This is a genomic window from Verrucomicrobium sp. BvORR106, from assembly GCF_000739655.1.
GTDB lineage: Bacteria > Verrucomicrobiota > Verrucomicrobiia > Verrucomicrobiales > Verrucomicrobiaceae > Verrucomicrobium.
Genome location: NZ_BATR01000114.1, coordinates 47,543 through 60,384 on the forward strand (window position 1 = coordinate 47,543; position 12,842 = coordinate 60,384).

10 protein-coding genes are annotated in these 12,842 nt (G+C 61.2%); 2 read left to right on the forward strand and 8 right to left on the reverse strand.

All coding sequences use genetic code 11. The features are described from left to right. Positions 1-30: 30 nt before the first annotated feature. From BV106_RS20700 to dusB, 5 genes are all read right to left on the reverse strand, one after another. The gene (locus BV106_RS20700; RefSeq protein WP_038167933.1) at positions 31-1,086 is read right to left on the reverse strand and encodes an Mrp/NBP35 family ATP-binding protein; all 1,056 of its coding nucleotides are present in this window, start codon (positions 1,084-1,086) and stop codon (positions 31-33) included. Between the two features lie 122 nt (positions 1,087-1,208). Then, positions 1,209-2,609: an RNA polymerase factor sigma-54 gene (gene rpoN / locus BV106_RS20705; protein ID WP_038167768.1), complete on the reverse strand. Its 1,401-nt coding sequence runs from the start codon at positions 2,607-2,609 to the stop codon at positions 1,209-1,211. Positions 2,610-2,699: 90 nt separating this feature from the next. Beyond that, complete coding sequence (locus BV106_RS20710) at positions 2,700-4,058, reverse strand: hypothetical protein (protein ID WP_038167770.1); 1,359 nt, start codon at positions 4,056-4,058, stop codon at positions 2,700-2,702. Between the two features lie 1,375 nt (positions 4,059-5,433). Beyond that, on the reverse strand, positions 5,434-6,681 hold the full coding sequence (locus BV106_RS20715; RefSeq protein WP_038167773.1) for a M48 family metallopeptidase: 1,248 nt from the start codon (positions 6,679-6,681) through the stop codon (positions 5,434-5,436). A 134-nt stretch (positions 6,682-6,815) separates the two neighbouring features. Beyond that, on the reverse strand, positions 6,816-7,811 hold the full coding sequence (gene dusB, locus BV106_RS20720; RefSeq protein WP_038167776.1) for a tRNA dihydrouridine synthase DusB: 996 nt from the start codon (positions 7,809-7,811) through the stop codon (positions 6,816-6,818). A gap of 109 nt (positions 7,812-7,920) precedes the next feature. On the opposite strand from dusB, the gene BV106_RS20725 reads away from it, so the two are divergent. Then, complete coding sequence (locus tag BV106_RS20725) at positions 7,921-8,412, forward strand: hypothetical protein (protein WP_051946120.1); 492 nt, start codon at positions 7,921-7,923, stop codon at positions 8,410-8,412. A 226-nt stretch (positions 8,413-8,638) separates the two neighbouring features. On the opposite strand, the gene BV106_RS20730 is transcribed toward BV106_RS20725, so the two are convergent. Both BV106_RS20730 and BV106_RS20735 read right to left on the reverse strand, forming a co-directional pair. Continuing rightward, positions 8,639-9,847 carry a hypothetical protein gene (locus BV106_RS20730; RefSeq protein ID WP_038167777.1) on the reverse strand — a complete coding sequence of 403 codons (1,209 nt, stop codon included), beginning with the start codon at positions 9,845-9,847 and terminating at the stop codon, positions 8,639-8,641. Then, positions 9,844-10,386, reverse strand: coding sequence for a hypothetical protein (locus BV106_RS20735; RefSeq protein WP_038167779.1), 543 nt, complete (start codon positions 10,384-10,386; stop codon positions 9,844-9,846). Before BV106_RS20735 ends, BV106_RS20730 begins: the two co-directional genes overlap by 4 nt. A gap of 159 nt (positions 10,387-10,545) precedes the next feature. On the opposite strand from BV106_RS20735, the gene BV106_RS20740 reads away from it, so the two are divergent. Then, positions 10,546-12,609: a hypothetical protein gene (locus BV106_RS20740; protein ID WP_265595906.1), complete on the forward strand. Its 2,064-nt coding sequence runs from the start codon at positions 10,546-10,548 to the stop codon at positions 12,607-12,609. Here BV106_RS20740 and BV106_RS38735 read toward each other — a convergent pair. Continuing rightward, positions 12,546-12,749, reverse strand: a complete 204-nt coding sequence (locus BV106_RS38735) for a hypothetical protein (RefSeq protein WP_265595907.1) — start codon at positions 12,747-12,749, stop codon at positions 12,546-12,548. The two genes, BV106_RS20740 and BV106_RS38735, sit on opposite strands and share 64 nt — an antisense overlap. Between the last annotated feature and the right edge of the window lie 93 nt (positions 12,750-12,842).

Genomic DNA, 12,842 nt, shown 5'->3' on the forward strand with positions numbered 1-12,842 from the left:
GGGGCCGGGGCGCTGCCCTATGGGCCGGTATCAGGGATGACGCTGCTGGATCAGGGAAACCAACGACTTCGCCACATCGTGGAAGGCCTGGCTCGCAGGGTGCTCGGCCGGGTTCTCCAGCGCGACGGGCTTGCCGCCATCGCCGCTCTCCCGGACCTGAATTTCCAGAGGGATGTGTCCCAGCAGGGGCACGCCCAGGCGCTTGGCCTCACGCTCGCCGCCGCCCTTGCCGAAGATGTGGTAGATGTTGCCATCGTTCGGGCAGACGAAGTGGCTCATGTTTTCGATGATGCCCAGAATGGGGACGTTGACCTTCCCAAACATGGTGGCCGCTTTGCGGGCATCGATCAGAGCAACCTCCTGAGGGGTCGTGACCAGCACCGCTCCGCTGAGGGCCACGGTCTGCACAATGGTGAGCTGGATGTCGCCGGTGCCAGGCGGGAGGTCGAGAATGAGGTAGTCGAGATTGTTCCAGGCGCACTGGCGGAGGAACTGCTGGGTGTAGCGGGTGGCCATGGGGCCGCGGACAATCACGGGCGACTCGTCATCCAGCAGGAAGCCCATGCTCATGAGCTGCAGTCCGTAACGCTCGATCGGGACGATCTGGTTGTCATCCGTTGCGTAGGGGCGCTCATCGGTGCCAAACATGAAGGCGATGCTGGGCCCGTAGAGATCGCAATCGCAGAGGCCGACGCGAGCCCCAGTTTTGCTGAGCGCCACCGCCAGGTTTGCGGAGACGGTGGACTTGCCCACTCCCCCTTTGCCGGATGCCACGGCGATGACGTGCTTCACACCCGGGATGCCCGACTGCACGGCATTCTGGCCAGCGGCGGCGCCTGGGGGCTCCTTGATGTCAAAGTTGAGCTTTACCTTGCCTATGCCCGGGAGCGTCTGGAGTGCGGCGGTGGCCTGCTCGTGGATCTGCCGGGGGATGTTGGCGTCCCGGGTGGCGATGGTGATCTCCACCTGAACGTCAGCTCCTTCCACCTTCACGGCTTTGACCAAACCGAACGAGACAATGTCCCGTGAAAAGCCCGGGTATTTGACCGTGGCCAAGGTGGAGCGGACGAGATCTTCGGAAATCATGTGGGAGGTGGTCTTCAGTGTCAGAATCAGGGAGTCAGGAGGGAGATACGCGCCGCCGATGCGGCTGGCGACCATCTCCTTCGCTGAAATCCGTGCCCTGAAAACAGAAAACTTGCATCATCTCACGCACTTTTGCGCAAATGGCTCGGAAGCACCCCCATGGCCTCCCGGTACTTGGCCACAGTGCGGCGGGCGACCTTGATGCCGCGTTGCCCGAGGTGCTTGACCAGTTGCTCGTCTGAATAGGGCTTCTGCGGCGGCTCGTTCTTGATGATCTCCGCGATGGAGTTCTTCACCGCGGTGTTGCTGACATCGTCCCCGGCCTCGGTGCGAACCCCGCTGGTGAAGAAGTATTTCAGCTCAAACACCCCGTGGGGAGTGGCCATGTATTTGCCAGCGATGGCCCGGCTCACAGTGGTTTCGTGCACGCCCACTGCCTCCGCCACCGTCGCCATGTTCAGCGGCTTGAGCTGGCTGGGCCCCTTTTCGAAAAACTCATGCTGGTGCTTCAGGATCTCGGCGGCGATCCGCTGGATGGTCTGCTGCCGCTGGGCGATGCTGCGGATCAGGAACTTGGCGCCACGAATTTTTTCGCGGATATAGCTGCGGGCTTCGCTGCCGGTTTCGGGTTGCGCGAGAATGTCCTTGTACGCGTTGCTGATGCGCAGGTGCGGGAGGTCGCTGGCGTTCATCACTGCCACGAACTCGGAGTTCTGCCGCTCCACATGGATATCTGGAGTGACGTAGTGATTGCGCATCACGGCAAAGCCCTGAGCGGGCCGGGGATCCAGCCCCGCGATCAACTCCACGGCGCGGCTGATTTGGTCCGGCGGTGCGGCAAGCTTCTTGGAGAGCAGGGTGTAGCGCTTGTGAGCCAGATCCGCGAGGTGATGGTCCACGATGCGATACGCGAGGCTTGCCTTCCGCCCCTGCCGTTCCAACTGGAGCAGGAGGCATTCGCGGAGGTTCTCGGCACCCACGCCGGCAGGCTCAAAACTTTGAACGAGGGTCTTGGCCTTCTCCAGTTCATCCAGTCGAAGGGCATGGCGGAGGCTCAGCTCTTCCAGCGTGGTGTGCAGGAGGCCGTCATCATCAATGTTGCCAATGATGAACTCGCACATGTCGCGCATCTTGGCGTCTTGCACTTCGCTCAGATTGAGCTGGCTCAGCAGGTGCTCCTGAAGGGTCGTCTGCGCGACGATGGAGTCCATCATGAAGCGATGTCTCTCGTCATCGTCAGAGGTGCGTGGAGCGGACTGGGCGCGATTTTGCGCATAGTACTCCCTCCATTCCTCGTCCAGACGTGAAAGGTTCGAGATGTCTGCATCCGGATCTTCAGGGGCCGTCTGTTCGATGGAAACCTCCTGCGACTCGACCTCGAGCACGGGATTCACAGCGACTTCCTGCTGAATGATCTGCTGCAACTCCATGGCCGGTGCCTGGAGGATCTGCAGGCTTTGCTGCATTTGAGGCCCGATGACCTGCTTGAGCGCTTGGTGCTGAAAAAGGCCTTGGCTGGACATAGTGGGGAGAGGGTTGTCACCTCATAAAATCCCACTTCAGAGATAATGCAAGCATTATCCGTGCCAGCTTGTCAAAATTTCCATAGCGAGCTATTTCCTAGCCGTGTCGGTCCCTGTGCAATCGAGTACAACGTGGGTGGTGGTCCCAGCGATTTCGGCTTTCCCGACGAGCAGGTCCACAAGGTAGATCTCAGCCCATTTGAGGTGGGTTTCCAGCAGGCGGCCGGCGGGCAGGCCCTTGTTGACGTAGAGCACGGTGCTGCCCTCTGGTGACAGGGAGCCCTGCGCCTCGAGGCAGACATAAGCATCTTGAGCTTCCTTGGGGAGGTCGAAATCGTGTCGGCGTTTGCACAGGACGGTGAACCACTCCGCTTTTCGTTGATCTGGGGTGGGGTTCGATTTGACGAAGTTGTCAAAATGCTGCTCGTGAGTCTGCATGAAGAGCGGCCAGTCCAGAAGCTGGGTGTCATTTGGACCCGCTTCCATGCGCAGGATGGCTCCCTTGGCGCAGGTCGCTGTCACCAGGCGAAAGAGTCGGAGTTTGGCGCCAGTCAGGAGGGGGCTGACGACTGCCGGGGTGGGGTCGAGGAGGATGGGCTTCAGTTGATTGCCGATCGAGTCGAAAAATCGTTTCACATCCGCTTTGTGATCCTGGCCGCGGTAGATGACCTTCAGGCGGTCCTCTTCGGTGGCGGCCGAATCCAGGGTCTTCACGAGGACGGCGGCGCGGTCAGCGGCAGCGATGTTATGGGTGATATCCGGCGTCGCGGCATCCAGTGGATCGATGGCGGGTTCGACGGTTGTAGTGGGGGCAGGTGCGGCTTCCGGGGTGGCCGCTGGAGCGAACTCCAGTGAGGGGAGGGGGATGACGGTTTCTGCCTGGCTGGTGGGGGCCAGCTTCATCAGCTTGGCGCGATTCTTCCATGCATACCAGAAGGTGCCGCCGATGATGGCGAGCAATAGGATCACCAAGACTGGGGAGGTGCGCTTCGCCGGTGGGGAAGGAGCGGTCGAGCTCTCTGCTCCAGAGGGTGGGATGACCTGGCCCGTTGGGGAGGAGGCGTCCCGCCCAAAGAGACTGGCAAAGGGATGGCTGCGCTGATCGCTGCCTTCCAGCCCCAGCCCAGGCCACGTGGGAGGGGGATGGTTGACCGGATCGACCGGGGGCACTGGATGGGGCGCGAACTGCGGGGCAGTGTTCGTGATAGGAGGAGCTCCCGGTGCCCAACCCAGAGAATTGGCCGCCGGAGTCTGGCGGGCGGCTGGCGCTGCCTGAGGTGGCCAGGAGAAGGGCGCGGGCTGAACGGCTGGCAATTGCTCGGCCGGTGCTGCCACGGGTGCGGGTGCTGGTTCGCGAGGAATTTCCGGTGACTCCTCCCGAGCGGGAATGCCAAAGAATGCCAGGGGCGTGTTCGCGGGAGGCGTGGGGGCTCCGACGGGTTTCGCCAACGGATTGAAATCTCCCGTCTCCGCTGAGAGGGGAGGTGCCGAGACATTGACTGAGGGGATCTGCTGAGGAGCCGGTGTCGAGATTGACTGGGCGGGCGTCACGGGGGGCCACAGGGGCGCGGCCCCGGGAGGGACGGCGGGCCCCCAACCGGAAGGGTGGCTAGGGCCGCCCAATGTGTGGTTGGCTGCTGGAGGGGCCTCAACGGAAGCAGGGAGAGGTCCGCCAAATGCTGGCGGGGCGGTCACCTCTGGGGTCGGCGCCGGTGCTGGTAGTGGTGCAGATGCCTCTGAGGCAGGAGTAGGGGAAAATGGCCCCGGGATGGCGAAGGGATGAGGCGGACCTGGAACTGGAGTGAAAGCTGGCGGCGGTGCGGGTGCCACCTCTGGCACTGGTAGAGGTGCGGGCAACGGCGAGAACTGAGCGGGGGGCGTCGGTGCCGATGCATAATCCGCCCTCGGGTCGCGAAAAACGAGTGCCTGCTGTTCCACCGGGAACTGAGGAGGAGGCGGGAGCTGTAAGGGCGAGGCCGAAAGCGGAACAGGTGCCGGTACGTATGCCGGGATGGGTGCTTGAGCGGGCGGTGCTGCTGGCGTGAAGACGGGCGCAGGCGCGGCAGCGGGTGCCGTGAACGGGACTGGGTTTGGGGAAAAAGCGGGTGCGGCGGGTTGTGGAAACCCTTGGGCTGCTGCAGGCGTCGCCTGCGGGTGGCTGGTCCAGGCGCTAGGAACCGGGGCGGGGACAGGAGCGGCCTGCTGGGCTGGCGGGGCATCCCATGCCACCACGGGGAACTGCAAATCCGGAAGCTGTGGCGGCGATGGGGCAGCGACTGGGGCGGGTGCTGCCTGCTCAACGTAAGACGGCGCGGGCTGCGGGTAAACGGGCGCTGCGGGGGCGGTAAAAGGTGGAGTGTACTGGTGCGCCGCCAAGTCTGCGGTCCCCGGGATGCCCTGGGGGGCAAGTTGAGGTGCTGGCTGCCAAGGTTGCGTGACGGCAGGGGCAGGGGGTGTCCATTGCGCGACTTCCTGGCTGGGTGCGGGTGCAGGGACTCGGCTGCCCATGTCTGCCTGCTCGGGTTCTAGAGGTATCTGGCGGGGAGGCTCACCGCTGGCGCGGCGGGATGGCAACGTGGTCCGATTGCGAGGCTGAGGGCTGCCTTGAGCGGGCAGGAACAGGTTGCGGGGCGAGGAAACTGCGCAGTGCGGGCAGATCTCCATGGGGCCGCTGCTCTGTTGCAAGGTAAGGAAGATGCCTCCACAGCTTGGGCATTGCAGGGTGATGGCGGAGTTGCTCATTCCTAAATCAGCGGGAGTGCAAAGAGTCTTGTGTTTGCAATAGTCGTAGAAAATTACAGAAACTGCACCTGCTTTTTCAGAATCAGCTGGCTGTTTTACCCTCCAGCGCTTCCAACCGCTGCAAGACGGGTGGATGGGAGTAATGCAGGAAAACGTAGAAGGGGTGCGGGGTCGGGTTGCTGAGGTGGTCGCGGCTCATGCGGGTGAGGGCGCTGCTCAGTGAGGCTGGGCCCCCCATCGCCTCGCGAGCGTATGCATCCGCTTCAAACTCGTACTTCCGGCTCAGCCATGAGGTGAGCCACCCGAGTACGGTGCTGATCGGTCGGTAGAGGATGCCAAAAAACAAAAGGCTCCATGCGACGGTAGGAGGTGTGACGCCGAAGGCTGTGGTGAGACGGGGATCGTGAACAGCGAAGTGGAGCAGCGCAAACATCAATGCTGAGGTGGCCAGGCTGAGGGCAATCTGCCTGGGGACATGCTTCCGCTTGGAGTGGCCGATCTCATGGGCCAGCACGGCCAGGATTTCCTCGCGTGAATGATTTTCAACCAGGGTGTCGAAGATCGCGATCCTCTTGAGCCGACCCATGCCCGTGAAGAAGGCGTTGGCCTTGGCGCTGCGTCGCGAGCCGTCCACCAGGCTGACATCTCCGACAGGGAACTGAAGCCGCTCGCTCATGGACACGATCTCTGACTTCAGCTGCTCGTCGGGAAGCGGTTGGAACTTGAAGAACATAGGCAGAAGCAGCCGGGGAGAGAGGAAGGTCATCAGCAAGGAAAAGCCCGTGAGTATGAGCCAGCCGTAGAGTGCTGCCAGCGGCACGTGATCGAAGAGCCAGAGGATGGTGGCGAGCAGGGGGGCGCCCAGAGCGGTAAGCAACAAAAGGCCCTTCATCCGGTCTAGGATAAAGGTGTGCACGGTCGTGCGGTTGAAGCCAAATTCTTCCTCGACGAAGAAGGTGTGGTAGATCTCAAAAGGCAGGCTCAGGAGTGACTGCGCCAGCGCGAAGATGGCAAAGATGGCCAAGCCAGTGATGAGGGTGTTCTGCCCCCAGGACTGGATCCACTGATCCATGGCGTGGAAGCCGCCTGCCCACCAGAAGGTGATGAAGACGCCGACGCTCACGCTGCTCTCGATGACTTCAAGTCGGGCATTGACCCGGGCGTACTCTTGAGCGCGCTCCAGTTGCTCCTGGTTCATCCATTCCTTGAACTTGTCGGGCACTGTGGGCACCAGGGATTTCAGATTGAGCAGGATGGCAAAAAGCTCGAGCTTGTAGAGCCCAACGGTGGCGAGGAGAGCCAGCCAGAACCAGGGATTGGAGGGGTACATGTGGGGAGATGGGTGCGTGATGGGCCGTGGCAGCGGGTGTTATGACATAACCGCCGGGCCTGTAGCTAACAAAAAGTGATCGTGCGAGATGGGGTGCCGGGGTAAACAAAAAGCCGGCAGAGCGGGCGGTGGACTCAGGCCACGCTGACCAGTTCTTCGCTCCGGCGCAGGTAGTCGGCGGCGATGTCTTCCAGTTCGGTGATGCTCTCGATGTGGCAGAAGCGCATTCGCAGTTGCTTGCTCCCCGGCAGCCCTTGGGTGTAGGTCATCAGGCGGTTCCGCATGGAGCGCAATGCCTGGATCTCGCTGCCGTAGCGCTTGGAATACACCGCCAGCCGGGTGTGCCGGAGCATGAGTTCGAACCGCTGCTCCGTCGTGGGCGGTTCCAAGTGGGTCCCGTGCTGGAGGAAATGTTTTGCTTCACGGAAGACCCATGGGTTGCCCATCGCGGCGCGGCCAATCATGACCCCATGCACGCCTGTTTCACGCTGACGCTTCGCCACATCCATGCCGGTGGCGATATCGCCGTTGCCGATCACCGGAATCTTCACCGCCGCAGCGCACTCGGCAATGACGTCCCAGTTGGCCTGGCCGGTGTAGCCCTGGGCCCGGGTGCGACCGTGGATGGCGATGGCCTGGATGCCGGTGTCCTCCAGCAAGCGGCAGACCTCCACGGCATTGATGGTGGTGGCGTCCCACCCGATCCGGATCTTGGCCGTGACAGGGACGGGGACCGCCTTGACGATGCCTGCGGCGACGCTGGTGAGGAGGGGGCAGTCCTTGAGCAGGGAGGAACCACCATTTTTGGCCACCACCTTGTTCACGGGACAGCCGAAGTTGATGTCGATGAAGTCGGGGCTCTTCCAGTCCACAATCTTACGGGCGGCTTCGCCCATGCGCTGACCGTCTGCGCCAAAGAGTTGCACCCCTACGGTGCGCTGGGCGTCGTCGAACTCGGTGTACTTCCGGGTGCGCTCATCCGCCTGGAGGATGCCCTCTGCGGAGACGAACTCTGTGACCATGACGTCTGCGCCCAGTTCTTTGCACAGACTGCGGAAGACCATGTCTGTGACACCCGCCATCGGGGCGAGGTAAAGGGGGAATTTGCCGGGGGAGAGCCAGGGAAGCATTTCTGTAACATGGCTTCGAATTGCCAAATCCTCAAGGGGGAGCAATTTTGGCGAACAAAGTGCGCAATCCGGGTTGTATAACTATCCTCACTCTGAGAAGATACATCCCATGAAACTGAAGCACATCCTCATCATTGCTCTGCTCGCTGGCGGCATCACCGCCTGCGAAAAGAAAGCGGGTCCGCAGACGGACGCCGACAAGAAGGCCAACGAAGCCTCTGAGAAGGTTGAGCAGGCTAAAGACGCGATCAAGGACGCCTCCAAGGCGGCTGGTGACGCCGCGGCTGCCAAGCTCGACGAAGCCAAAGAATCTGCTGCCAAAGCCGCTGAAAAACTCAAGGCCGACGCAGAGAAAGCAGCAGCAGATGCCAAGGCTGCTGGCGAAAAGGCCGCAGCAGCGACTGCTGACGCCGTGAAAGACGCGGTGAAGAAGGTTGAAGAAGCCGTGACCCCGGCTCCGACGCCTCCGCCCGTGCCAGCTCCGGCTCCTGAGGCTCCGGCCCCTGCACCTGCTCCTGCTCCTGAAGCAGCACCGGCCCCGGCTCCCGCGCCCGCCCCTGCTCCTGAGGCACCTGCTCCGGCCCCTGCACCAGGGTCCTAGTTGAAGTTTGAGATCGTCACGGACGATCTTTTGCCTGTTCAAGCGGCATCGAAGCAATTCGATGCCGCTTTTTTGTTGAGGTGGAGGAGGGGTTCGATTTCCGTGAACCCCTGGCAAAAAAGAGAGAGCGAAAGTCGAGCGTAGTTCCTCAAAATGCAAAAGCCCCATCCGCACACTTGCGAATGAGGCCCTGGCTTGCGGAGCGAGACCAATGTGACTCTTTGTCCTACTGGGAAGAACCTGCCGCCTGCCCTTTCTCGCGATTCGTGGCATGGGCGAACAACCCGGCAACGGCACCGGTAACGGCTCCTGAGAGCCCACCGCCGACTACCGTGAGGGCGATGGGGGTGGCGAAGTTCAGGAACTTCCGCCAGTCCTCCGCGGAGAGGCTGTTCCACACCTCGATGGACTTGACCACACTCCATCCGTAGTTCACGAAGGAGTTGTTTCCAGATCCCCCCGGGTGCAGCCAGAAACTGGCGAAGAGACCCACCGTGGCACCCGCCACTAGGCCTTTTCGTACCCAGCCCGAGGAAATACGATCAGCTGGCCAGGACAGGAGGAAGGGCAGGTTTACCAGGAAGATGAAGGCGAGGAACTCGTTGTTGATAAAGGCCACGCCGCCCATGAGCCAGTCGATGCTGCGGTGCATGACGAGCAGGGAGATGCCCAGCAGGAAGCCCAGTACCCGATTCCCGATGGCAAAGATGCAAAGGAACTCCAGGAAGAGTCCGCTGCCAAAGAACAGGCGCGAGAGCCAGGGGTGCTCCAGCATCCAGATGGCCTCTGGTGGATTGCCAGCAAAGGCAGGGTCGAAGTTGTTCAGAAAGCTCTGGCGGGCGGTCTTGAGCATGTCCATCGCCACGTTGTTGGAGTTCCAGAGCCACATGCCGCCCGAGTTGTCCAGCTTCGTGAAGACGGAGATGAAGTACATCCCGGTGAGGATCACCTGGGCCTGCACAAACATCCATGCGCGCAGCTTTTCATCCGGAGGGGCCAGCGTGAACTTCTCACGGAAGTTGTAGTACAGAACCGCGATGGCCTGGATGATGAGCGTGCAGCTCACGATCTGGTACCCGTGGTGGGTGAAGCCCTGGGAATTGTACAGGGTGAAGGGAAGCACGTGCATCAGTGCCAGCACGGGCAGCACCAGCGGGAGGGCCACTCCTGCAACGTAGATGACGAGCAGGCCGGCGAAAATGGCGCGATAGACATTCCAGGTGGACGGGTCTGCCAGCCAAGTGAGCCAGAGTTTGCCGTCGTTGATGCCGTGCAGCAGCTTCAACAGGCCGACAGGATGGGGCTCCTGGGTGTAGTCGATGCTCAACCGCAGGGTGTACAGCAGGAAGATCGAGAAGAGAAAGCGGGAGAGAAACCCCTCCAACGCTGAGATTTTTGGCAGGGTTTTCCAGCCGGAGAAGAGCCACTTGATCATCGTGCCTGGGGGGTGAGGGTTTCCTTGCCGATGAGTTCGACTTCTTCCACGACCTTGCTGTTCTGGTAGCTGATGTACGACTTGATGATCTGGAGTTGCTCGGGCAGGGCCTGGTTCTTTCCTTTGGCCTCGTGTCTCAGTTGGGCAAACATCTCATCGCAGATCTGCTGCACCATGGAAGGGGGCAGGTCCTTGGCTTTGATGTCGTGCTTCTTGGCCAGTTCCTCTGCTTTCTTCCGGTAGATCTTCCCGATCTTCGGGCAGGTGATGCCGGTCAGCTTTTGTACGGGGATCGGCTGCCCATTCCCGTCCGCCACCGTGTAGTAGGGGCGCTCTGCACTCGGGTTCGAGTACATGGGGTAGTTGGAGAAGGGATAGTTCTCCTTCAGGGAGAGGGAGAGGATCGTGTAGATCAGGAGCGCACCGATGGGGCTGCACTTGAGAAAGGCCCAAGCAGATTTGGCGATTCGAGGTAATTTCGCCATGGGGGAAACCCTGAGGGGCTCCTGAATGGCGGGAGGCTGGACAACGGCTGGCATGGCGGGTAGACGAGGAAAGTCGGGCGGAGAAAACAGGTACCTTTTGCTAGTTGCATCACGTATCCATGACAAGTCGTTGATTGACAATGGCTCCGCGGATTTTGATTGTACGGAAAGATTGAGTGAGGTAATTTATCAACGGTCGTGAAGTATTTCTTTATGAAACGGCACGCTTTCCACGAGCTTACAGTGGGAGGCGTTTGCGCCGCTGTCTTGCAATTTAGCATTTTTAGCCAGGACCTGGGAGTAACGACCTCCCCGGCGCCTCCTGCGATCGCACCTGCGTCAGAAGGGGCCATTCTGGCCCCTCCAGTCACGCCAGCGGCTCCTTCTGCGGCTGCCGTGACGACGCCCGTCTCCCCGGCGCAGGCCCCATCTACGGAGGGCCCTGTGACCTCGCCAACGGTGGTCGCGGCTTCCGCGGCACCCGGCGACATGCCCGTGGGAGTGCTGCCTGAACCGGTGCCTGAGCCCCGACGGGTGCGTCAGCCGCTCCAGGAGTATTTTACCGTCTTCGACCCGCAGCGCGAAGCGAGGCAGAACGTGCATGAGAAGGTCAATCCCTTCATCACCTACACCCACTTGGGCACCGACTTCGGCTTCATTGGCAACGGTCAGGAGGCCATCGGGTGTGAGCGGGGGGCGGTATTGATCTCCATGCCGCAGGGTTACTGGGCGGGCATGTGGCATGGTCTGGCCGGCATTGGCACGGATCTGGACTCTCAGCTCGATTTCCGGGCCTGTTATCCCCCCTTCATGAACACAAAGTTTCAGCCCAAGATCGTGGGCTTTGAGCTGCGAGGGAAGGGGAAGGGGACCTTGAAGGTGGAGATCAAGTCCTCCCTACAGCAGGTCCTGTGGATGAAGCCCTTCGTTTTGGACACTCCAGACATGCGAACCCAGGTGGAGCCAGTGAGTCCTGACCAGGTGGGCAAGGCCAAGTACCTCAACTGGGTGGCGGAATCGGGGACGGATGTGTCCTTGGACTCCATCTCCTTTATCGTGCAGGCACCGCCGATTCCTTTTGACGAGTACGTCTTCCTGACCAGCTACGCCAAACTGGCTCGTTGCTTCAGCCTCCGTACTGCTTGGGTCCGTGACCGCGCCCACATTCGGGATGGGCACTTCGACAACGTGCCCGCCACGGGCATCTTCGCCATGTGCACCGCATTGGCGGCGGAACTCGGGGTGGTGGATCACAAGTTTGCCCGTGATCTGGTGTATCGCGTGAATGACAACATCACCCGCCTGGACAGCTCGCGCGGGCTGCTGCCTCACTTTGTGAAGGCGTTTGAAAACGGGCACTACGGCATCGTGCCGGGCACCGAGTACAGCCTGGTGGACACGGCCATCTACTATCACGCGATGCTGGTGGCGGCAGAGATCTTGCGGGATCAACCCCTCAAGGACCACCTGACGGATCAACTCCGCGGTATCGTGTTGGATGAGATGCTGGTGGATGGGGAAGGTTACATCAGGCACGGGGTGCGTGAGGATCGAGTGACGCCGCTGCGCGCCGTTTGGCGTGACTGGGGTGGTGAGACCGCGCTGGTGCTGGCCATGGCCAACATGACCGCCAAGCCGCCGCCGCTGAAGATGGCAACAACGGGTCGAGTCTATGATGGCACGGGTTTCATTCCGGAGATCCAGAGCCTGTTTTACCCGGACTTCGAACAGGAAGCGCCCGATGCGATCTCCAAGCAGAGCTGGCCCGCGATCCGGCAGGACATGCTGAAGCGGCAGAAAGAGTACTTCCCCAAGAACTGGCCGGACAGCCAGGCGGCCAAGGAGCGCTTCTTTGGGCTCTCCGCTGGTGAGGCCCAGCATGGCAACGGCTACATGGTTGGCGGGGTGGATCTTCCACAGCAGACCGTGATCCACCCGCACTACGTGCTGATTTCTGGAAGCACGGACCCGGAGCCTGAGGGGGTGTACGACCTCTTGCGCAAGATGGAGGATGATCAGCTCTTCCCGCCGTGGGGCATGGTGGAGAACTTCACCAAGGATCTCGATGAGTATCTGCCCATGCTGGGGGCGCTGAATGCCGGTTTCGAGTGCCTGGGGGCCTACAACCTCATGACCAAGCATCGCAAGGCCAAAAACCTGGTGTATGAAGCTTCGAGGTCCAACTCAGAGCTTCGCCGGGGTGTGAGCATCTTCTACCCGGTGGCCACGACGTCGGCTGAAGGCAACAACACGGGCATTTCATTGACCGTCCGGTAGAGACGGCTGCCGTCCTCTGTGGCGAGGGCTTCCTCGTCAGCAGGGATGCCTTGGGCGCTTTTCTCTGCAGCCGTTGCCAGACGCAGCGGCTGCTTGGTATTTGGGCAGCGCAGCAGGGCGATCATGGCAGGGGAGAGCATGGGGCAACGTAGGATGGGGAGGGATTCCGGGCAATCGGGAAGTTGCCGGCGGAGACAACGACCGAAATGGGGCTTCATAACAAGTCCGGGCCA